General features: G+C 60.2%; 15 protein-coding genes. 8 read left to right on the plus strand and 7 right to left on the minus strand.

Translation table 11 applies throughout. From position 1 onward, the window contains the following. The first annotated feature begins 10 nt into the window (after window positions 1-10). On the plus strand, window positions 11-481 hold the full coding sequence (locus C7477_RS10940) for an NfeD family protein (RefSeq protein ID WP_110751985.1): 471 nt from the start codon (window positions 11-13) through the stop codon (window positions 479-481). Between the two features lie 145 nt (window positions 482-626). Here C7477_RS10940 and C7477_RS10945 read toward each other — a convergent pair whose 3' ends face one another. Continuing rightward, window positions 627-1,622 (minus strand): KpsF/GutQ family sugar-phosphate isomerase, encoded by a 996-nt coding sequence (locus C7477_RS10945; protein WP_110751987.1) that lies wholly within the window; start codon window positions 1,620-1,622, stop codon window positions 627-629. Between the two features lie 153 nt (window positions 1,623-1,775). Between C7477_RS10945 and C7477_RS10950 the strand changes: the two genes are divergently transcribed. Further along, window positions 1,776-3,389: an outer membrane beta-barrel protein gene (locus C7477_RS10950; RefSeq protein WP_110751989.1), complete on the plus strand. Its 1,614-nt coding sequence runs from the start codon at window positions 1,776-1,778 to the stop codon at window positions 3,387-3,389. Between the two features lie 77 nt (window positions 3,390-3,466). Here the strand turns inward: C7477_RS10950 and galU are convergent, their stop codons facing one another. Continuing rightward, window positions 3,467-4,363: a UTP--glucose-1-phosphate uridylyltransferase GalU gene (gene galU, locus C7477_RS10955; RefSeq protein ID WP_110751991.1), complete on the minus strand. Its 897-nt coding sequence runs from the start codon at window positions 4,361-4,363 to the stop codon at window positions 3,467-3,469. A gap of 226 nt (window positions 4,364-4,589) precedes the next feature. Between galU and C7477_RS10960 the strand changes: the two genes are divergently transcribed. Then, on the plus strand, window positions 4,590-5,828 hold the full coding sequence (locus C7477_RS10960; RefSeq protein WP_110751993.1) for a lytic murein transglycosylase: 1,239 nt from the start codon (window positions 4,590-4,592) through the stop codon (window positions 5,826-5,828). A gap of 54 nt (window positions 5,829-5,882) precedes the next feature. Then, the gene (locus tag C7477_RS10965; RefSeq protein ID WP_110751995.1) at window positions 5,883-7,112 is read left to right on the plus strand and encodes an SGNH/GDSL hydrolase family protein; all 1,230 of its coding nucleotides are present in this window, start codon (window positions 5,883-5,885) and stop codon (window positions 7,110-7,112) included. Here the strand turns inward: C7477_RS10965 and C7477_RS10970 are convergent. From C7477_RS10970 to gltB, 4 genes are all read right to left on the minus strand, one after another. Continuing rightward, window positions 7,090-8,424 (minus strand): ABC transporter ATP-binding protein, encoded by a 1,335-nt coding sequence (locus C7477_RS10970; RefSeq protein WP_110751997.1) that lies wholly within the window; start codon window positions 8,422-8,424, stop codon window positions 7,090-7,092. The two genes, C7477_RS10965 and C7477_RS10970, sit on opposite strands and share 23 nt — an antisense overlap. A 13-nt stretch (window positions 8,425-8,437) precedes the next feature. Next, on the minus strand, window positions 8,438-10,186 hold the full coding sequence (locus tag C7477_RS10975; RefSeq protein WP_110751999.1) for an ABC transporter permease: 1,749 nt from the start codon (window positions 10,184-10,186) through the stop codon (window positions 8,438-8,440). Between the two features lie 545 nt (window positions 10,187-10,731). Beyond that, window positions 10,732-12,186: a glutamate synthase subunit beta gene (locus C7477_RS10985; protein WP_110752001.1), complete on the minus strand. Its 1,455-nt coding sequence runs from the start codon at window positions 12,184-12,186 to the stop codon at window positions 10,732-10,734. Between the two features lie 300 nt (window positions 12,187-12,486). After that, entirely contained in the window at window positions 12,487-17,232 is a 4,746-nt protein-coding gene (gene gltB / locus C7477_RS10995; protein WP_110752003.1) for a glutamate synthase large subunit, read from the minus strand. Between the two features lie 665 nt (window positions 17,233-17,897). Here gltB and C7477_RS11000 point away from each other — a divergent pair. Continuing rightward, window positions 17,898-18,947, plus strand: coding sequence for a threonine aldolase family protein (locus tag C7477_RS11000; RefSeq protein WP_110752005.1), 1,050 nt, complete (start codon window positions 17,898-17,900; stop codon window positions 18,945-18,947). A gap of 216 nt (window positions 18,948-19,163) precedes the next feature. On the opposite strand, the gene C7477_RS11005 is transcribed toward C7477_RS11000, so the two are convergent. Beyond that, window positions 19,164-19,634 carry an Hsp20 family protein gene (locus C7477_RS11005; RefSeq protein WP_110752007.1) on the minus strand — a complete coding sequence of 157 codons (471 nt, stop codon included), beginning with the start codon at window positions 19,632-19,634 and terminating at the stop codon, window positions 19,164-19,166. 331 nt (window positions 19,635-19,965) lie between these two features. On the opposite strand from C7477_RS11005, the gene C7477_RS11010 reads away from it, so the two are divergent. From C7477_RS11010 to C7477_RS11020, 3 genes are all read left to right on the plus strand, one after another. After that, complete coding sequence (locus C7477_RS11010; RefSeq protein ID WP_110752009.1) at window positions 19,966-20,364, plus strand: antifreeze protein; 399 nt, start codon at window positions 19,966-19,968, stop codon at window positions 20,362-20,364. A 192-nt stretch (window positions 20,365-20,556) separates the two neighbouring features. Then, a complete protein-coding gene (locus tag C7477_RS11015; protein ID WP_110752011.1) occupies window positions 20,557-21,657 on the plus strand; it encodes a hypothetical protein in 1,101 nt (366 codons plus the stop codon). Between the two features lie 213 nt (window positions 21,658-21,870). Continuing rightward, complete coding sequence (locus C7477_RS11020) at window positions 21,871-22,977, plus strand: hypothetical protein (RefSeq protein WP_110752013.1); 1,107 nt, start codon at window positions 21,871-21,873, stop codon at window positions 22,975-22,977. Window positions 22,978-23,142: the final 165 nt, after the last annotated feature.

Raw genomic sequence — 23,142 nt, forward strand, 5'->3', positions numbered from 1 at the left:
GAAGGGCGCCATGATTATCGATTTGCTGTCCGGTCTTGGCATTTGGAACTGGCTGGTTTTCGGGCTGGCGCTTCTCATTCTGGAAATTCTGGCGCCCGGAATGTTTTTCATCTGGTTCGGGCTTGCCGCGCTGGTGACCGGCGCGCTGGCGTTTCTCTTGTCCCACATGGCTGGCTTCGGCTGGCAAGCCCAGACTGTCGTTTTTCTGGTCCTGTCCGTCATCTTCGTGCTGATGGGCCGCCACTTCCTTGGCTCGCCAAGCGACGACGCGGACGAATCCTTGCTCAATCGTCGCGGCGATCAGCTCATCGGCCAGCGCGCCACGCTGACCGAGCCGATTATCAACGGCCGCGGACGCCTCCGCTTCAACGATACGCTGTGGCGCGTCAAAGGCCCCGACCTTCCCGCCGGAACGGAAGTCCGGATCGTCGGTTTCGATCCGGTTTCGCTGGAGATCGAGGTTAGGGCAGTAGGGCAGTAGGGCAGTAGGGCAGTAGGGCAGTAGGGCAGTAGGGCAGTAGGGCAGTAGGGCAGTAGGGCAGTAGGGAAAAGATTATTGCGCTGGCAGGCGATGGCAATAGCCAAACATATTGCCTTACTGCCCTACTGCCTTATTGCCCTCCCCCTTAGGCTACCCCGATCCGCAACAAATCATGGAAATGCACCAGCCCCACCGGGCGGTTATCCTCCGTGACCATCAGCACGCTGATATTGTACTGGTTGAGCAGGCTCATCGCCGCGCCGACCAGCATCTGCGGCGCCACCACTTTCGGCCCGCGCGTCATGATGTCGTCGACCTTCAACTCGCCGAGATTGCGGTGAAGATTGCGCGCCAGATCGCCGTCGGTGACGATCCCGACGAGCCGCCCGTCTTCATCCAGCACACCGACGCAGCCAAAGCGTTTGTGAGAGTGAACCTGCATCGCCTCGGGCATCGATGTTCCCGAGGGCACCAGTGGCAGTTCGTCGCCGCGGTGCATGATATCGCGCACATGTGTGAGGCTCGCGCCCAGCGAGCCGCCTGGGTGGAACGTCCTGAAATCGCCGGGGGTAAAGCCGCGCGCTTCGAGCAGCGCAACGGCGAGTGCATCGCCCACGGCAAGCTGCATGAGCGTCGATGTGGTGGGCGCAAGGCCATGGGGGCAGGCCTCATCCGCCTTGGGCAGAAGCAGCACGATATCCGCCTCGCGCCCCAGCGTGGAATTCTCCCGCGAGGTCAGCGCAATCAGCGGAATGCGGAAACGCCGGGAATAGCTGACGATGCCTTTCAGCTCCGCCGTTTCGCCCGACCATGAAATGGCGAGGATAATGTCATCGCCGCTGACCATGCCGAGATCGCCATGATTGGCCTCCGCCGAATGCACGAAAAAGGCTGGAGTGCCCGTGGAAGCGAACGTGGCGGCGATCTTGGAACCGATATGGCCGCTCTTGCCCACTCCCGTCACGATAAGACGCCCGGTGCGCAGCGCGATCCGTTCGACTGCTTGCGCGAATGGTCCGGCAAGGCCGTTTTGCAGCGCCGCTTCCAGCGCGATCAAGCCTGCCTTTTCGGTTCCGATCGTGCGCAAGGCGGACTCAATTGCCGCTTGGCGCTCAACGTTTTTATCTTTGACGTCCTGCATGGAGGCAAGCGTTAGCGCTTTGCAGCATATCTGTCCAATTTTTGTTGGCGGAAAGGCATCAAGCTCCCTCAACAAAGCGTTAAAGAAACCATGCATTAACCATGTGGATTTACGGTCCGGGAACCACATTGCAACCGGGCTTCATTCCTCATTATGCGTCAAGCCGTGCCATCCTCTGGCAACCATTCGCTCATCGCCAGCAAGCGCCGGATGACCGCGCTGCTTCTGACGGGCGTTGCCTTGGGTGCATGGGGTCTCCCCAGCCATGCGCAGGAACCGGCGCTGCGCGGCGCGCTGCCGGAAAACGCTTCCACGCCCCGCCCCTATCAGCCAACGAGTGCCGGCGCGCTGCCAGACGAAAATGATGATGGCGTCGATGCGGCCAGCGTCAACGACGACACGCTGCAGGGCTTGCCCATAGCGCCTGAAGGGCTGCAAACGCCGCCAGTTCCGGCCGAAAATCCGAACCGGCGCGTCGTCCCTGCCAACGCCGATACCGGCCAATCAACATCTGCGGACTACCTCCGCGCGAGCACGGTGGATAGCGAAGAAGCTGATGACACCGCCCGCGTTGCACCCGACAACCAGCGGGAGCAGCCGATCGACTCGCGCCCGCGCCCGCGTGCCGAGCCGGATCCCTTCGCGCCGGTCGGCCTGCGCGTGGGCTCATTCATCCTGCGCCCTTCCATCGAACAGGGCATCCGCGCCACCAGCAACGCCGACAATAGTTCCAGCGGATCGAGCGCTACGCTGTCCGAAACAACGCTGCGGCTGGGTGCCCGCTCGGACTGGTCACGCCATCAGGCTACCCTCGATGCCTCGGGCACCATTGCCAAGACGATTTCCGGGCAGGAGGTATCGGAGCCGCGCATCGACATCGAAAGCGGCCTACGGCTGGATTTGACCGACGGGACGGTGCTCAACGCGGGCGCCGGCTATCATCTGCGTCGCGAAAGCGCCTCCAACCCTTCCGGGATTGTAGACGCCCTGAAACGTCCAATCGTGCAGACGCTGAACGGCTCTCTCGGTGTAGAACGCGATATGGGGATTTTCTTCGGCGGCGTGACGGGCCGCGCCGAGCGCTCCATTTATGGCGATGCGGAACTTCCCGGTGGCGGCAAGGTCAGCCAGAAGGACCGAAACACCAATTTTGTGAGCCTGACGCTGCGCGGCGGCTATGAAATCTCGGAGGCGATAAAGCCCTTCGCCGAAATCGAGGCGGGCAGGCTCATCTATGACGAAAAACGCGACGGTGACGGATATGAACGCGACGCCACGCGCCTTGGCCTGCGCGTCGGCTCCATCGTCGATATGGGTGAGAAGCTGAACGGTGAATTCTCGGTCGGCTATCTGCGCGAGAACATCGAGGATGAACGGCTGAAGGACATCGGCGGCCTGTCGGTGAACGCGGCGATGAACTGGTCGCCCGAGCGCGGGACGGATGTGCGGCTGACGGCGCAAACAACAGTGGAAGGCGCCACCGCTCCCGGCGAGAGCGGCGACATTCTCTATCTCGCCAGCGCCGACGTGAAGCGCCTGATCCGCGCAAACCTGACGCTTGATGCGCGGCTGGACCTGACCTTCCGCGACAACCGCGACGGCACGGGCCTCGACCGCGGCCTGGGCGCTCAAATCGGCGCCACCTACTGGTTCAACCGCTTCGTCGGCCTCAACGGCAGCCTGCGCCATGAACGCATGAAAAGCGACGTGGCCGACCGTGAGTATACGGCGAATAGTGTGTATGTCGGGGTGAAGATGCAACGTTAAGGCAGTGGGGCAATAAGGCAGTAGGGCGGTATGCTTTATCGCCACATACTTCCCTACTGCCCTACTACCTTATTGCCCTAACTCCCCACCTTGATCTCCCGCAACAACTCCCCGATCGAATGCTCGACATTCGGGCGGATATCGCTGCGCCACAGCGCGAAGGCCACGTTGGCCTCGATGAACCCTTCCTTGGACCCGCAGTCGAAGGTGCGCCCCGTATAATGATAGCCGTAGAACGGCTGTTCCTTGGCGAGCTTCAGCATTCCGTCAGTCAGCTGGATTTCGCCGCCCGAGCCCTTTTCCTGGCTGGCAAGGATATCGAAGATTTCCGGCTGGAGGATGTAGCGCCCGTTGATGTAGAGGTTCGATGGCGCGGTGCCCTTGGCGGGCTTTTCCACCATGCCGGTCACCTGGAAACCGTTGCCGACAGGCTCGCCGCGTCCGACGATGCCATATTTATGCGTTTCCGCGGGGTCGCACTCCTGAACGGCGATGACGTTGCCGCCGCTCTGTTCGTAAAGTTCCACCATCTCTGCCAGGCAGCCTTTCTTCGACTGCATCACCATGTCGGGCAGAAGCAGAGCGAAAGGCTCGTCGCCAACCAGCTCCCGCGCGCACCACACCGCATGGCCAAGCCCAAGCGGCACCTGCTGACGGGTAAAGCTCGCCGTTCCCGGCTGCGGCTGGATGCTCTGGAGGTGGTCGAGAATTTCATTCTTGCCGCGCTCGGCGAGCGTCGAATAAAGCTCGACCTGAGCGTCGAAATAATCCTCGATGACAGCCTTGTTGCGACCGGTGACGAAAATCAGATGCTCGATCCCCGCCTCGCGCGCCTCATCCACCACATATTGGATGACGGGCTTATCCACCACGGGAAGCATCTCTTTCGGGATGGATTTGGTGGCCGGCAGAAAGCGGGTTCCAAGGCCTGCCACGGGGAAGATCGCCTTGCGGATCTTTTTCTTCGAACTCATTCCTCGTTCCAACTCTACAAAAAACTAAATTGCATCCTGCAGTAGCCGAATAAAGATGAACGCCAGCCGAATGCAAGACGATAACCGGTCACGTTGCATATCGAAATAAAACGTCGATTGAGGCCAGCCTTGGCTAACTCTAAACCGATGGTAAACCAATTGCTAACCTGGGACGCGTATTTTTCTGATCTTCAGGAAGGGACTGCCTGGATTCAAGGAGAAAAGCATGATTGGGACGCGCCCAGCTTCGATCGGGCGGATCGGGAAAACGCTCGCGCACATAGCTGTCACCGCGACATTGCTATCCATATTCACGCCAACAGGCGCGCTTGCCGATGCGGGGTTCAAGCGCTGGGTTGCCAGTTTCCGCCCCGTGGCGCTGAGCAGCGGCATCACCCCCACGACCTTTAACCGCGCATTCGCCGGCGTCACCGCGCACGATCCGGTGGTGCTGGAGAAGGCGCGTTACCAGCCGGAATTCACCGCACCCGTATGGGATTATATCGACAATCGCGTCAACGAAAATTCGATTTCAGTGGGACAGGCGCAGGCGCGCCAATGGAGCCCATGGCTTGCGCGAATCGAGAAACGATTCGGCGTTCCCCGCGGCATCCTTCTCGCCATCTGGTCGATGGAAAGCAATTACGGTGAGATCCTCAAGCGCGACGAGGTCATGCGCGACGCCATCCGCTCACTGGCGACCCTCGCCTATGCCGACAAGGCTCGCGCCAAATATGCCCGCACCCAGCTTATCGCCGCGATGAAAATTCTCCAGACCGGCGATATCGACCGCGGCCATCTGACCGGCTCCTGGGCCGGTGCGCTGGGTCACACCCAGTTCATCCCGACCAGCTATCAAGCCTATGCGGTCGATATCGACGCCGACGGCAAGCGCGATATCTGGACATCCGTCCCCGATGCGCTGGCGACGGCGGCCAATCTGCTCCACAAGAATGGCTGGGAGCCGGGCCAGACCTGGGGCTACGAGGTCGTCCTCCCCGCCGGGCGCAAAATACCCGCGGGCTCGCGGACACTGGCCGAATGGCAATCGCTGGGCGTCGTGCGCGCCAACGGCAAGCCATTCCCGCGCGGCTCCCAAAAGGCGACGCTGAAAACGCCCGATGGCCGTGGCGGACCTGCCTTTCTTTTGACCAAGAACTTCTTCGTCATCAAGCGCTATAACAATGCCGATAAATATGCGCTCGGTGTAGGACTTCTCGCCGACCGTATCTCCGGCTATCCTGGGCTCGTGCAGGACTGGAACCGCCCCTTCACGCCGATTTCCATGAAGGAACGCGAAGAACTGCAGCAGCATCTGCAAACGTTGGGCTATTATGACGGCAATATCGATGGCAAGATCGGCGAAACCTCGCGCAAGGCCATCGAAGCCTTCCAGCAGCGCAATGGTATTTCGCCTGACGGTCATCCAAGCAAGGAAGTACTGTCGGTTCTTCGGCGGCGGTAAAATAGTTTCTGCCCTCCCGAGCATCCCAGGGAGGGCAGAACGGGGTATTCCAACGTGAAACAGGCAAACGCTTCCGTCACATCATGCCTAAAGCTGCTCACGGCGCTCTTGACCGTTGCCGCCATAACCATCCTTGCCTTCACTCCGGACGCTTCCGCGCAAGAGCGCAGAACCCTGTTCGAGACGATTTTTGGCAAGCGAGAGGTGCGGCAAAACGATCAATATCGTCCGCAATACCGCGAACGACGGCGCGTGACGCGCCGGACGAAGCCTTCCGCTGCCAAGCGTCGCCCCTCCCCTGAACGCTCAATGCGTATACGCACGCCAGCCGTTGCCGATACTCCGATCGCCCGCCCCGGAACAGCCCAACCCGCTGTCGAGAAAGCTCCCGATGCCAAGGCCGTTCTGGTCGTAGGCGATTTCATCGGCGGCGGCCTCGCGGAAGGACTGGTAGAGGCTTTCGCCGAAACGCCGGATATCCGCATCACAAGCCGGATCAACGGCTCATCCGGTTTTGTCCGCACCGATCATTACGACTGGGATGCGAATATCAAAGCTGTTCTCGATGAGGAAAAACCGGCGGCCGTCGTGGTCATGATCGGCGCGAACGACCGCCAGTCGATGACGGCGAACGGCGTATCTTACGCCCCGCGCACGCCGCAATGGACGGCGGAATATGCCAAGCGCGTCGATAGTTTTATCAGCACGATCAAAAGCGCGGGTTATCCGCTCGTCTGGGTCGGGCAGCCGCCATTCAAACCGCGCGGCATGTCGCATGATATCCTCGCCCTGAACGAGATTTACCGCACCGCCACCGAGAAGGCCGGCGGAAGTTTCATCGATGTATGGGATGGCTTTGTCGATGAAGCCGGCAATTTCACCCTCACCGGCTTTGACATCAACGGTCGGACGGCCCGCCTGCGCGCCAATGACGGCATTAACGTCACCGGCGCCGGAAAGCGCAAGCTCGCCTTCTATGCGGAAAAGCCTTTGCGGCAATTGCTGGGAAGCGCAATCCCGGCGGTCGTATCAGGGGTTGCCAGCCAGCCGCGGATGCCTCAAGGCCCCCAGCTACCCGCGCGGATCGACCGCGTCGCGCCGGTCAGCCTGAGGGAACTCGACCTGCAGGGCAGCAATGAACTCATGGGCGCGAATCTGGGGCAATCTCCGGCACCGGCCAAGCCCGCGAGCAGCGAGACCGGCAAGCCCCAGCCCGGACGCGCCGACGATTTCGCCTGGCCGCGCAAGCCTGAACCCGGCCCTACGCCGGGTTCTCCAGATTGAACTGCCGCGCCTCCTCGTCATAGCCGAAGAGTTCCGCATACCGGCCCCATGAAATGATGGCGCGCATCGTGTCCTCGGCATCCTCTTCGGACATGTAATCCTCGACCTCCTCGCTAAAGCGCATGAACGGCGCGCGATGGCTCGGACGCTCGTCCAGCACCCGCCGGATGAGCGCGGCGAGCGGCACGTAAGCGACGAGATGTTCCGCGAAGAGCCGCTTGCGGCCATCGATCTCCAGATCGACGAAATGCCGTCCGGCATCGGTGAGCTGGGCGTCGCCTTCGGCCATTTCGGCAAATCGCAGCAGCTGGAGCGTTTCCATGATCGGAAACAATTCGTCGGCGGGCATCTGCAGCGTCGCCGCCAGATCGGGCAGGTCGGCCTTGCCGTGATAGGGCGCCGCGGCGAGCGCCTCCATCAGGCCGGACAGGCTGTTGGTGGAAACATGCGGCAACAGCATGCCGATACCGGCTCCCGCGAAACTGGCACCGCCGGGCTTTTCCGGCGCGCGCTGCGTGATGCGGGAATAGATATCGTCCACGATCTGCCGGAACACCGGGTCGAGCCGGTTGCGCGGATGGGGCAGATCAACCTTGATCTCAGCCATGATCCGCCCCGGCGTGGACGAGATGATGAGAATCCGGTCGCACATCAGCACCGCTTCCTCGATATTGTGCGTGACCATCAGGATCGACTCGATGGGCAACCGCCCCTCGCTCCATAGATCGATCAAATCGGTGCGCAGCGTTTCAGCAGTCAGCACGTCGAGGGATGAGAAAGGCTCGTCCATCAGCAACAGGCGCGGATGAACGACCAGCGCCCGCGCGAAGCCGACCCGCTGCCGCATGCCGCCCGAGAGTTCCTTCGGATACGCGCTCTCGAAACCGTCGAGGCCGATGAGGTCGATTGCCTCGATCGCGCGGCGGCGGCGCTCCGCCGCTGGGACGCCGAGGGCTTCAAGGCCGATCTCGACATTTTCGAGCACTGTGAGCCACGGAAACAGGGCGAAGCTCTGAAACACCATGGCGATGCCTTCGCAAGGGCCGGTCACAGGCTTGCCGCACCAGCGCACGGTTCCCGCGGTGGCAGGCAGGAGACCAGCGATGATGCGCAAAAGCGTCGACTTGCCGGAGCCGGAGCGGCCGAGCAGCCCGACGATCTCGCCCCCGGCAATGGTGAGCGAGACATTGTCGAGCACGACGAGATCGGACCCGTCGCTTTTGCGGTAGACCTGACGGACGCCGGAGAGATCGACGAGCGGCGCTGTCGGCTCACCGGAACGATGGAATTTGGCGGATTCGACGATGTTCATGGCGAAACCCTTTCTAATCCAGGCGCATCCGGCGGCTGGCGAAGGCATAGAGCGGACGCCAGAGCAGGCGGTTGAACAAAACGACGAGCAGTGACATCACCGCGATGCCGAGCACGAGGCGCGGGTAATCGCCTGCGTCGGTCGCCTGGGTGATATAGGCACCGAGCCCATGGGCAACGAGCGTCGTCTGCCCCCAGTTCGCAATCTCCGCCACGATCGAGGTATTCCACGCCGCTCCGCTGGCGGTGATGGCGCCGGTGACGTAATAGGGGAATATCCCCGGCAGCATCACCTTCCACCACCAGTCCCATCCATGGATGCGGAAGGTGGCGGCAGCTTCCTTCAAATCGTTCGGGAAGGTGCTCGCCCCCGCGATGACATTGAACAGGATATACCATTGCGTGCCGAGCATCATGAGCGGGGTGAGCCAGATATCCGGGCTCGCATTCAGCCGCACGATTGCCACCACGGCAAAGGGGAAGATGAGATTTGCCGGAAAGGCCGCAAGGAATTGCGCCAAAGGCTGAACCCGTTCGGCCACGCGCGGCCTGAGGCCAATCCAGACCCCGATGGGCACCCAGATGATCGTGGAGAGCAGCACCGTGACGATCACGCGCAGCGTGGTGAGAAGGCCCAGCGATGTGACATCAGCCACATCGCGCCATGCCAGCTCCGTGGCGACGAAACTTGCGATCAGCCACAGAGCATATGCCGAGGCGATGATGACCAGTGTCAGCCAGGCGCGATCCATCCAGACGCTCCCCCATGCCTCGCTCCATGTCTTGCGAGCGCGGGGAGACAGCAAGGCTGGAACCCGCAGCGGCTGCCGGGACGCGCTCATGAGAGCAGCGCCGGCGGGTGCCAGAATGGTCTGGGAAAGCCGCGTGCGATGGATGGCGTCGAGCAGCCAGGAGCGAGGCTCGGTTCCGCCGGCTGTCAGCTCGACCCGGAACTTGTCTCCCCATGCAACGAGCGGGCGGAAGAGCAGTTGATCGTAGATGAGGATGGTGGCGAGCATGGCCAGCACCGCCCAGCCGATGGCGGCAAGGTTGCGCTGATCCAGCGCAAGCGCGACATAGGAGCCGATGCCCGGCAGGGTGATGGTCGTATTGCCGACCGTGATCGCCTCCGACGCCACCAGGAAGAACCAGCTTCCCGACATGGACATCATCGTATTCCAGATGAGGCCGGGCATGGCGAACGGCACCTCGAGGCGCCAGAAGCGCTGCCAGGCGGAGAGACGGAACGCGCGGGCGGCCTCGTCGAGATCGGCGGGCACGGTCTTCAGCGATTGATAGAAGCTGAAGGTCATGTTCCACACCTGCGCGGTGAAAATCGCAAAGATCACCGCCAGCTCGGCGCCGAGGACCCGGCCCGGAAACAGCGCCATGAACCCCACCACCGTGAAGGAGAGAAAGCCCAGCACCGGCACGGATTGCAGGATGTCGAGAAGCGGGATGATCACCATCTCCGCGCGCCGGCTCTTGGCCGCGAGCGCGCCGACGGCGAAGGTGAAGATGAGCGAGAAGACCGCCGCCTCCAGCATCCGCAAGGTGGTGCGCAGCGCATATTCCGGCAGCATCGCCGGATCGAGCGAAATCGGCGAGGTATCGAGCGTACCGAGCGGAACCAGCGTCTCGCGCCCGCCGTGAACGATGAGAATGAGGCTGCCGAAAAGCAGGATGAACGCGAAGACATCCCACAGATTGGGCACATAGCGGCCCCGCCGGCCGGTTTCCATGGCTGGATGATGCATCGTCATTTCGAACCACCCTTTGCGTTGGTGGGCGGGCTGACAAATGCGGAAACGAAGCATCCGCACCGGTCACCTCTCGTCCGAGCCTGCCAGCCGGGACGGGGTAAACCGGGCCTCAAAAGGTCAGGTCTGCCGTATCGATACGGGCAGGCTCCTAGTAGATCGATAATGGTCCATCTAAGGAGCTATTCCTGCTAATGTCGGCATCTTGCCGGGGCGCGAAATATCGCGCCCCGCCACGGCATAGTCAAGGAATTTCTATTATATGGTGAATTTGGTTGTCGCCGCTGCCCTTTTTTGGCGAACGTCGTGCGTTTTGTATTGCAGACGCTGGTGAGGCGATACCCCCCTCTGCCCTGCCGGGCATCTCCCCCTCAAGGGGGGAGATTACGCTGTCATTACCGCTTCCGCAAATCGCCAACGTTTTCAGAATAAGTGCCGCATCGATGCAGGCCCAATCTCCCCCCTTGAGGGGGAGATGCCTGGCAAGGCAGAGGGGGGTATGCCTCGCGCTTTCATTAAAGGGACACCCCCTCACCAAAGTGCCCCCCTCACCGAGGCAGCACACTCGCCCCCATCAAAAACTCATCCACCGCGCGCGCCGCCTGGCGGCCTTCGCGGATGGCCCAGACCACCAGCGATTGCCCGCGCCGCACATCGCCCGCCGCGAACATCTTGTCGATGCTTGTACGATAATCCTGCTCGTTCGCGTCCACCGCGCGGTTGCCGCGCCGGTCGCTGGAGATCTTCAGTTCGCCGCTCAATTCCTTGACGAGACCATCCTCCAGCGGGCCGGAAAAGCCGATGGCGATGAAGGCGAGGTCGGCCTTGATGAAGAACTCCGTGCCTTCGATCGGCTTGCGGCGCTCGTCCACTTCGCAGCACCGCACATGGGTGAGCCTGCCCTCTTCGCCGATGAATTCGAGCGTCGCCACCTGAAACTCACGATCCGCGCCTTCGGCCTGCGAGGAGGAAACACGCATCTTCGTCGCCCAATAGGGCCAGACGGTGAGCTTGTCTTCCTTCACTGGCGGCTCTGGGCGAATGTCGAGCTGCGTCACCTTCACCGCCCCCTGCCGGAACGCGGTTCCCACGCAGTCCGACGCCGTGTCGCCGCCGCCAACCACCACCACATGCTTGCCGCCGGCGAGGATCGGAGCAGACGGCCATGCGACCGAGTCGATATTCTCGCGCCCGATGCGGCGGTTCTGCTGGACGAGATAGTCCATCGCGTTATGCACGCCCTCGAGGTCCGCGCCGGGAATGCCCGCCGGGCGCGGCGTCTCCGAGCCGCCGCAATAGAGCACGGCGTCATATTCCTCGATGAGTTCCTTCACCGGCTTGTCGACGCCGACATTGACGCCGCAGAAGAAGGTGACGCCCTCGCCCTGCATCTGCGTCACGCGCCGGTCGATGAAGTGCTTTTCCATCTTGAAGTCGGGAATGCCGTAGCGCAGCAGCCCGCCGGGCCGGCTCTCGCGCTCATAGACATGCACCTCATGGCCCGCGCGGCCCAGCTGCTGCGCCGCCGCCATGCCCGCCGGGCCGGAACCGATGACAGCCACCTTCTTGCCCGTCTGGACGGCGGCAGGCTGCGGCACGACATAGCCCGTCTCATAGGCCTTGTCGGCAATCGCCTGTTCGACGGTCTTAATGGCGACCGGCACGTCTTCCAGATTGAGCGTGCAGGCCTCCTCACAGGGCGCCGGGCAGATACGACCGGTGAACTCCGGGAAGTTGTTGGTCGAGTGAAGGTTGCGGATCGCCTCATCCCAATTGTTGTTGTAGACGAGATCGTTCCAATCCGGGATCTGGTTATGCACCGGGCAGCCTGTCGGCCCGTGGCAATAGGGAATGCCGCAATCCATGCAGCGCGCCGCCTGCTTCTGCACCTCGCCATCCGTCATCGGAATGGTGAATTCGCGAAAATGCCGGATGCGGTCGGAGGCCGGCTGATACTTCGCCACCTGCCGGTCGATCTCAAGAAAACCTGTTACCTTGCCCATGAACTTTCTCTCCCCTCGTTAGAGGTCGATCTTTGTGCGGAAACCGGAGCGTTTTGTTTTTAGACGGAAATGTCGGCGGGGCAGTACCCCCCTCTGTCCTGCCGGACATCTCCCCCTCAAGGGGGGAGATCAGGCCTTCATCGACGTTCGGCGCCAATCGCTGACGTTGCAGGATGAAAGCCGAGCCTCGTGCCAGCCAATCTCCCCCCTTGAGGGGGAGATGTCCGGCAGGACAGAGGGGGGTATGCCGCGCAATTCCATCAAAACATTTGCTGGTCTCTCAGCACCCTTGGTTGACGATTATTCCGCAGCAATACCAATCCGCATGCGCTCCATTTCTTCGAGCGCGCGTCGATATTCCACCGGCATGACTTTCACGAATTTCGGGCGATAGGCTTCCCAATTGTCGAGAATGTCCTTGGCCCGCGCCGAACCCGTGTAGTGCAAATGGTTCGAGATCAGCTGGACCAGACGCTCCTCGTCATGATGCGTCATGTTGGCGGAGACGTCGACCCGGCCCTTGTGCATCAGGTCGCCGCCATGGTGGTGCAGCTTTTCGAGGATGTCGTCCTCTTCCGGCACCGGCTCCAGCTCCACCATCGCCATGTTGCAGCGCTGCGCGAAATCGCCCGCTTCATCCAGCACATAGGCGACGCCGCCGGACATGCCCGCCGCGAAGTTGCGGCCCGTCTGGCCGATGACGACCACCACGCCGCCGGTCATGTACTCGCAGCCATGGTCGCCCACGCCCTCGACGACAGCCACCGCGCCGGAATTGCGCACCGCGAACCGCTCGCCGACGACGCCGCTGAAATAGGCCTCGCCCTGCACCGCGCCGTAAAGCGCGGTGTTGCCGGCGATGATCGACTCCGCCGCAACGATTTTCGCGTCCTCTGATGGTCTAATGGTGATGATGCCGCCCGACAGCCCCTTGCCGACATAATCATTGCCGTCGCCGATGAGGTCTATCGAGATGCCGTGCGCCAGGAACGCCGCGAAGGACTGCCCCGCCGTGCCGCGAAGGGTGATGGCGATGGTATCCTCCGGCAGCCCCTTGTGGCGATAGCGCTTTGCCACCTCGCCCGAAAGCATCGCGCCCACCGAACGGTCGACACTCTTGATCGGCAGCTCGATCTTGACAGGAATCCTGCTTTCCAGCGCCGGCTTGGCCAGTTCGATCAGCTTGCGGTCCAGCACATCCTCGATCGGGTGATGCTGCCGCTCGGTCCAGTAAGTCTTCTCCTTCGGCGCCTCAGGCTTATGGAAGATGCGGCTGAAATCGAGGCCGCGCGCCTTCCAATGATCCACCATCGCCTGCTTTTCCAGAAGATCGGTATCGCCGATGATCTGTTCCAGCCTGGTATAGCCCATCTCCGCCAGAAACTGTCGCACCTCTTCCGCCAGATAGAAGAAGAAGTTGATGACATGCTCCGGCGTGCCCTTGAAGCGCTTGCGCAAGACCGGGTCCTGCGTCGCGACGCCGACAGGACAGGTGTTCAAATGACACTTGCGCATCATGATGCAGCCCGCCGCGATCAGCGGCGCGGTGGAGAAGCCGAACTCGTCCGCCCCCAGCAAAGCGCCGACGATGACATCGCGACCCGTGCGCAAGCCGCCATCGACCTGCAGCGCCACGCGGGAGCGAAGCCCGTTCAACACCAGCGTCTGGTGCGTTTCGGCAAGGCCCATTTCCCATGGAGACCCGGCGTGCTTGAGCGAGGTGAGCGGCGAAGCGCCCGTGCCGCCATCGTAACCGGAAATGGTGATGTGATCGGCCCGCGCCTTGGCGACGCCCGCCGCCACCGTGCCGACGCCCACTTCCGAGACGAGCTTGACCGAAACATCCGCCGCCGGATTGACGTTCTTCAGATCGTAGATGAGCTGCGCCAGATCCTCGATCGAATAGATGTCATGATGCGGTGGCGGTGAGATGAGGCCGACGCCCGGCGTCGAATGCCGCGTCTTGGCGATGGTCGCATCCACCTTGTGGCCGGGCAACTGCCCGCCCTCGCCGGGCTTCGCGCCCTGCGCCACCTTGATCTGCATCATGTCGGAGTTGACGAGATATTCCGTCGTCACGCCGAAGCGACCGGATGCCACCTGCTTGATCGCCGAGCGCTCCGGGTTCGGCTTGCCATTGGGCAGTGGATAGAACCGGTCCGGCTCCTCGCCGCCCTCGCCCGTGTTCGACTTGCCGCCGATCTGGTTCATGGCGATGGCGAGCGTCGTATGCGCCTCACGGGAGATCGAGCCGAACGACATCGCCCCGGTCGAGAACCGCTTGACGATTTCCGCCGCTGGTTCAACTTCCTCGATGGACACGGGCTTTGCTCCGCGCTCCTCAGCGCTCTTGATGTGGAACAGGCCGCGAATGCTCTTTGCCGCCGCCGACTGGCTGTTGAGCAGGTCGGAATATTCCTTGAATGTTTTCGGGTTTTCGGTGCGCACCGCATGCTGCAGCTTGGCGACCGCATCGGGCGACCATTGATGCGCCTCGCCGCGTATGCGGTAGGCATATTCGCCGCCGACCTCGAGCGTGGAGAGAAGCACCGGATCCTTGCCGAAGGCCTCGGTGTGACGACGCGTGGTTTCCTCCGCGATCTCCTCCAGCCCGACGCCCTCGATGGTCGTCGCCGTGCCGGTGAAGAACTTGTCGACGAATTCGGTCTTTAGCCCCACCGCGTCGAAAATCTGCGCGCCGCAATAGGATTGATAGGTCGAGATGCCCATCTTGGACATGACCTTGAGGATGCCCTTGCCGATGGACTTGATGTAGCGATAGACGAGTTCATGCGCGTCCACCTCCGGCGGAAATTCCTTTCGCCGGTGCATGTCGAGCAGCGTATCGAAGGCGAGATAAGGATTGATCGCCTCCGCGCCATACCCCGCCAGACAGCAGAAATGATGCACCTCGCGCGGCTCGCCGGATTCGACCACGAGGCCGACCGAGGTCCGTTGCCCCTTGCGGATCAGATGATGATGCACCGCCGCCGTCGCCAGCAGCGCCGGGATCGGGATGCGATCCGGCCCGACCTGACGGTCCGACAGGATGATGATATTGTAGCCGCCATGGACGGCCGCTTCCGCGCGGTCGCAAAGCCGCTCGAGAGCCCCACGCATGCCCGCCGGGCCTTCGCCTGCATTGTAGGTGATATCGAGCGTCTTGGTGTCGAACCGGTCTTCCGTGTGGCCGATGGAGCGGATCTTCTCCAGATCGCCATTGGTGAGGATCGGCTGGCGTACTTCCAGACGCTTGCGCCGCGATGTGCCGACCAGATCGAAGATGTTCGGACGCGGGCCGATGAAGGAAACGAGGCTCATCACCAATTCCTCGCGGATCGGGTCGATGGGCGGGTTCGTCACCTGCGCGAAGTTCTGCTTGAAATAGGTGTAGAGCAGCTTCGACTTGTCCGACATTGCCGAGATCGGCGTATCGGTGCCCATCGAGCCGATGGCTTCCTGACCGGTCGTCGCCATCGGCGCCATCAGGACCTTGGTGTCCTCCTGGCTGTAGCCGAAGGTCTGCTGGCGGTCGAGCAGGCTCACATCCTTGCGCAGCGCGCGCGGCTCCACCGGGCTCAGATCTTCGAGGATGAGCTGCGTGTTCTTCAGCCACTGCTTGTAAGGATGGAGGGTGGCGATCTCAGCCTTGATCTCCTCGTCCGAAACGATGCGGCCCTTGACGAGATCGATGAGCAGCATCTTGCCCGGCTGCAAGCGCCACTTCTTGACGATCTTCTTCTCATCGACCGGCAGAGCGCCCGCCTCCGAGGCGAGGATCACCCGGTCGTCGTCGGTGACGATATAGCGGGCCGGGCGCAGGCCGTTGCGGTCGAGCGTCGCGCCGATCTGGCGGCCATCGGTAAAGGCCACGGCGGCGGGACCGTCCCATGGCTCCATCAGGGCGGCATGATATTCGTAGAACGCCTTGCGGTCGCCGTCCATCAGCTTGTTGCCGGCCCATGCTTCCGGGATCAGCATCATCATGGCATGCGCCAGCGTGTAGCCCCCCTGGAACAGGAACTCGAGCGCATTGTCGAAGCAGGCCGTGTCCGATTGCCCTTCATAGGAGATCGGCCACAGCTTGGAAATGTTGTTGCCGAACAGCTCCGAATCGACCGACGCCTGCCGCGCCGCCATCCAGTTGTTGTTGCCGCGCACCGTGTTGATCTCGCCATTGTGCGCGACCATGCGGTAGGGATGCGCCAGCTTCCACGATGGGAAGGTGTTGGTCGAGAAACGCTGATGCACGAGGATCAGCGCGGATTCGAAGCGCGGATCGTGCAAATCCTTGTAATAAGCGCCGACCTGATTGGCCAGGAACATGCCCTTGTACACAATGGTGCGCGCCGACAGCGACACGCAATAGGCGCCGATGTCCCTGTTGCCGTTCTCGGCATAGATGCGGCCGGAGATGACCTTGCGCAGAAGATAAAGCCGCGCTTCATATTCCTCGTCATCGTCGATATCGGGCGTGCGGCCGATGAAAACCTGCCGGTGATAAGGCTCGGCGGCGACGATTTCGGGCGCCTTGGACAGCGAGGAATTATCAACCGGCACGTCGCGGAAACCGATGAGCGGCAGCCCCTCGGACTGCGCCGATTCACGGATGACGGCGTCGACATGGTCGCGCATCGCCGGGTCCTGCGGCATGAACCAGTGGCCGACGCCATACTGCCCCGCCGGCGGCAATTCGATGCCCTGCTTGGCCATTTCCTCGCGGAAGAAGCGGTCGGGTATCTGCGTGAGCACACCCGCGCCGTCACCGACCAGCGGATCGGCCCCCACGGCGCCGCGATGCGTCAGGTTTTCGAGCATGAACAGCCCGTCCTTGACGATGTCGTGCGACTTCACGCCCTTCATCTGCGCGATGAAGCCGACGCCGCAGGCATCATGCTCGTTGCGCGGATCGTAAAGCCCTTGAGCGCCAGGCAAGCCCGGGATTGTCGTTCGCTCTGGAGTTCGCGACGTTTTGGCGGCTTTGACCGCACGGTTCTGCACGCCCTGATGAATTTCGGGTGATACAGATGGCGTCAAGTCCGTCATCGTCATTTCCTCCTATAGGCCCTTCCGGGCGATCATTCCTATATCGGGGGTGAATACTGTCGATTCCACCCCGCGTCCATGTGGTATATGCGAGCCAAGAGCATTCTGGACCGTGCGGATATGGGATCTGTTCCGCGCTCCCAGCATTTTTGCACCCGCAAGCCGACGCCGGAGCCATATTTTTGCTCCGTCAACCGCCAGATAAGACAGTAATGCTGTCCTATCTTCTATGGCAGAAATTATGCGCCATCACAAGATGGAAAAGCAAAATAAAATCGCCGGGATTGTAATATTATTGCGCGACATGTTGCATCAGTGGATTTAAGTTGCGTTTATAGGGATTTTCTCTATTCATTCGCGTTCCTAGCGCGAATATCACCGCATCGCAATCCTCGCCCCTCGCCGTCATCCTCGGGCTTGTCCCGAGGATCTACCGTGGCCTAATTTGTCAGGACGGTAATCGCTTATCGTTCTCTTATGGCAGATTCTCGGGACAAGCCCGAGAATGACGGCAGGACTATGTGCCTTCTCTTATCAGCGTTTCGTTTGACGCCTGACGGGCTCTAGGAACAAGCCCCGAGGATGACAGCGGCGCGGTTTGCTATGGACAGCCGTCCCTCACGGGTGCAAACAGCCTTTTCCAAAATTGGCTGCGGGAGAACCGGATGAACTTCGCATCGGATAATTGGGCCGGCGCCCACCCAAAAATCGCCGAAAGCCTAACCCGCCATGCGGGCGGCTTCGCGGATGCTTATGGCGCGAGCGAGCTCGACCGGGCGGTGGAACAACGCTTCAACGAACTGTTCGAGCGCGAAGTGGCGGTCTTTTTCGTCGCGACCGGCACAGCCGCCAATTCGCTGGCGCTGGCGAGCGTCAACCGTCCGGGCGGCGTTTCCTTCTGCCATCGCGAGGCCCATGTCATCGAGGATGAATGCGGCGCGCCGGAATATTTCACCGGCGGCGCCCGCCTGCACCCGGTCGACGGCGCGCTCGGACGCATCGATCCGGCCAATCTCCAGCGGGAGTTCAAACGCTTCCACCCCGGCTTCGTCCATGCGGGACAGCCCATGGCCGTCACCATCACGCAGGCCACCGAAGTCGGCACGCTTTACAGCCTCGACGATGTCGCCGCCATCTCAGCCATCTGCCGCGAGAATGGCTTGCCGCTGCATATGGATGGCGCGCGTTTCGCCAATGCGCTCGTGTCGCTTGGCGTCTCGCCTGCTGACATGACCTGGCGGCAAGGCGTCGACATCGTTTCCTTCGGCGGCACGAAGAATGGCTGCTGGTGCGCCGAAGCGCTGGTGTTCATGGACCCCGCGCAGGCGAAGGACCTGCCCTTCATCCGCAAGCGCGCCGCCCAGCTCTTTTCCAAGACCCGCTTCATCGCCGCCCAGTTCGATGCCTATCTCGACGGCGATCTCTGGATCGAGCTTGCCACCCACGCCAACGCCATGGCCACGCGGCTTGCCGGTCACATCCGCGCATCCGACCGCGTCCGCCTCGCCTGGGCCCCAGAGGCCAACGAAGTCTTCGCGGTTCTGAAGAAGAGCGTCAGCGAAAAGCTGCACCAGCAGGGCGCGAATTTTTATGACTGGAACCCGCCGCGTTCCGAGATGGACCGCGTCAAGGAAGACGAGATTTTCGCCCGGCTGGTGACGAGCTTTGCCACTTCAGAAGAGGAAGTGGATAGGTTTGGGGAATTGGTGAGGTAAGGATCACCGCCAAGCGCCCTCGTCCTTCGAGGCTCCGTTCCGCTTCGCTTCACTACGCACCTCAGGATGAGGGCTACTGAAGCGCCAACGCCCCTTCACCCTCATGGTGAGGTGCGAATGGAGCGCAGCGGAATGAGCCTCGAACCACGAGGGTGAAGGGATCCAATCAAAAAAACGGCGCCCGCAGGCGCCGTTCTTATTCCCGCTAGCGTGAACTTACTCCGCAGCCTTGGTCTCGATTGCCTTGGCCTTGTCGGAGGAAACCACCTCCACCGCGATCTTCCGCGGCTTCATCCCTTCGGGAATCTCGCGCTTCAGATCGATATGCAGCAGGCCGTTCTTCAGGCTGGCGCCGGTGACTTCGACGAAATCGGCAAGCTGGAAGCGGCGCTCGAATGCGCGTGACGCAATGCCACGGTAGAGCACTTCGCCGCCGTTGCCGCCATTTTCATCCAGCTTCTGGCCCTTGATGGTCAGCTGATTGCGGTGAGCCTCGATCTCGATCTCGTCTTCCGCGAAACCTGCAACAGCCATCGTGATGCGATAGGCATTCTCGCCTGTCCGCTCGATATTGTAGGGCGGATAGGTCTGCGCGCCCTCGGGTGTGCTAAGCGAATCGAGCATGGTGAAAAGCCGGTCGAAGCCGACGGTGGAACGGTAGAGCGGTGAAAAATCAACGTGACGCATGGGTAAAGCCCTCCTTCAGAGCGACAATGTTTGCGTATGGCCGAAACGAAAATCCCCTATGGGCAATTTTCCGGGACCAGCAGCCCCGTATTGGCGGCTGCGACTATGATTTGGTTTCCGTGTTAGCCGATTTCAAGAGATGAAAAGCAGTCACATTTTTTGCTTGGACATATCGCTGAACGTCAGATGAATGCCGTCTTCTGCCTTCATTCAGCTTGGTGGAATTAACTTCCAAACATGTCCGGAAAATTCCGGCGCCATTTTTTAACCGCATGATCTCATCCGAAAGATCTAGAACTTTTCGCAGATCATGCCCAGAGAGGGAACACCCATGAAAAAGACCATTCTCGCCATCGTCGCCGTCGCGACGCTTGGCCTCGGCTCCGCCCCCGCCTTTGCCCAAGGCTGGTATGACGATGCTCCTCCCCCGCCTCGCCCTTATGGCCAGGAGCGTGGCTATGAACGCCGCGACCGCGATTGGGGCCGCGAGCGCCCTCGCCGTGACGATTTCATGGGCCCGCGCGAAGTGGCCCGGATGCTGGAACGTCGCGGCTATGACGTCGGCGATGTCGACATGCGCCGCGGCAGCTACTGGGTAAAAGCCAGCCGGCATGGCCGCCGCATGATCGTCATCGTCGATGCCCGCAGCGGCCGCATCCTTGACGAGCAGCGCGTAGGCGGCGGCGGACGCCCGCACCGCACGGGCTTCACCATCGAAGTCAATCCGTAAAAATCGACGCATATCGAATAACGACCGGCCGGATGTAACGTCCCTTCCAGACGGCCGGTCGAAGCCGGAGGCTCTTTTGGGGAGCTTCCGGCATATGCATACGGATGATTACTACCTTAAATAGTGCGCATTGATTATTTCACCTATAAATTGTAGTCATAAGAAGCTAGACTCATTTACGAGGAGAAAATCATGAGCGCAGCTGGCTTCACATGGCATCCGGAACAGGACGATGTTTACGATGGAAACATATATGGCAACACCACCCTGACCGGGCTGCCATCCGCATTCGATAAAGGCCAGCCCTACAACTTCACCATGAAAGGCCCCATCGAAAATAGTTTGACCTTGCAGCCGACCGGCGCGGGAAGAACAAACTGGGGAAATTCGCAAGGCAACGGAGCAGCCCCTACTAATTTCTATATCGAGGGCGGAACGTTTACATATCGATCACAGAAGGAAGAAGAACTGTACGTTGGTTATGGCAGCGTGGTATTCACCGTCATGGGCCACTGCCACTTACTGGGCGGGACGGTAAACGGATATATCCTGAATGAACAAACCCCCACCACTCTGATTGTCATTAAGCAAAGCGGTGTGTTCAACATACTAACGAGGGAATTCGTCGGCGGCCTTTCCGTAAACATCGGGGACGGAGGGTCCATGCGGCTCGGATCAACCCGGGCATTAGCCCCCCAGTTCAGCCGCTTTAACGTACATAGCACCGTCCCTGACGGGGGATACTCGCTCGACATAAGCGCAACTGCAGTTGAGCCGATCCAGACAGCCATTGTTCTTGAGAAAACATCGATAACCTGCCAAGGCAACTCAAAGACTCGAGTACTTGCAAGTTTCACTGAATTACTTGCAAATAAAACGATAGCCGTTGAGGGAACAATTATCGATGCCTCAGACAATGCCGTGGTAGAGTTTAGATGCGATAGAATTCATATTGATGAAGGCTGCTCATTTGTATTGAAGAATGGCTCTGCAGCGTTTTTCTTTAGCAATAAATACGGCACCGAAAAGCTGCCATTGGATTTGAGGGCCGGGAAAAATCCTAAAGCCATATTCAATTTTGTTACGACCAAGGGTGCCAACACCGGCACGTTCCGATTCCGCGCCACGAGCGCTGCGGATGCAAGACAGCAATTCCTGAGCATGTTGTCCTTGGGATTGTTTGCCATCGATGGAACGCCCTATACCAGCACGATAAATGGATATTCGATCGTAAATGAGCCGCCCTATACCGACGAACATCCTTACCTGGTCATGCGATTGAAGCATTCTTGAGCTCTGGAGCATGGTCCCGAAAAGTTGCAGACTTCCAGGCAAAATCATGCGGCTAAAACAAAGATTTGAGTAGCGAGATGCCCGATTCGGCTTAGTTGCATAGCGCTCTAAGACGCATCCGCAATCCAATATTTTCCGCCGGAAAAAGCCATTTCGGCGGAAGCCATATTGCAACCATCCCTAGCAGCTCGGCTCATTACGAGGAGGAAAATCATGAGCGCGATTGGCTTCACATGGCACCCAAACCAGAACGACGTTTATGATGGAAATATATATGGCATCACCACGCTGAACGGCGCGCCATCTGCTTTCAATAAAAATCAGCCTTACGGTTTCACCATGAAAGGCTCCGCCAAGGATAGCCTGACCTTGCAAGCGACCGCCGCGGGAGAGGATTCGGACACATATTGGGGTTATCCCGCATCGTCCACAGCGATAAAATTCGATATCGAGGGCGGAACGTTTGCGTACAAATCGCCGGACGGGACTTTATTCTTGGGTGATGACGCGAGCGAAATCGTGCCGAATGTCATATTCACCGTTGCCGGAACCTGCACTCTGCAGACTTTGGGGGTATCCGGCCCCACTCAAGACAGCACAGAGAACCCCTGCACTCGGATCGACATTAAGGAGAATGGCGTTTTCTCCGTTAATGCTGCCGAATTCAACCGCACATTCACCGTGGATATCGCGGGAACGGGCGCAATGGAGGTCAAGGCGAACTATATTTCTCTATTTTCTGGCAGCTATAGGGCCTATGGCACCGCTCCGGCCGGCGGATACTCTCTCGATCTGGCAATATCTCCATCTCAGCCGTGGAAGACTGGGAGTATCACCCTTTCCAAGGTACCGATAACTTGCCAATTATTCTCGAAGGCTCGTTTGCAATCGAACAGTATAACATTCACCGACGGCACCACTCTGCGCGCGGAGGATAGCGCTGCGATAGAGATCCGTTGCAACGCGATCACCGTCGCCGGTTCCTCCTTTAACGTCGCCGGCTCCTCTTTCCCTATGTCGCATGAACTCGCGACATTCACGTTCATCAATGTAAACGGTGACCAGCTGCAATTCAAAATTTCTCAATCTTCCGAAGGCATGTTTAATTTCATTACGACCAAGGGCAAGAACACAGGCTTGTTTCGTTTCCGATCCGTTAGCGCAAGGGCTGCAACCCTCGAATATTTAAGTATGCTGGCCTCGCGCTTCTTTGCCATTGATGGAACGATTTGCGCCAGAGGAGAAGTGATCAATGGCTATAAACTTGCCGATGAGGCTTATGACGGTACTTATCTGATCGTAAGCTTGATGAAGGCCTAAGAGCTTCCTCTTTTGATGGAATCGCTTGGTGTCCTTTTGCGCCGTTGTCGTGAATGGATAGGTTGAGGCATGGATTCCTGTGACAAGCACAGGAATTGTCTGTTTGTTTCATGCTTAATTGGCGCTGAGGCTGGATGCGATTCCCGGGATGGCCACCCCGGGAAT

Source organism: Paramesorhizobium leguminum (genome assembly GCF_003217235.1).
Taxonomy (GTDB): domain Bacteria; phylum Pseudomonadota; class Alphaproteobacteria; order Rhizobiales; family Rhizobiaceae; genus Paramesorhizobium; species Paramesorhizobium leguminum.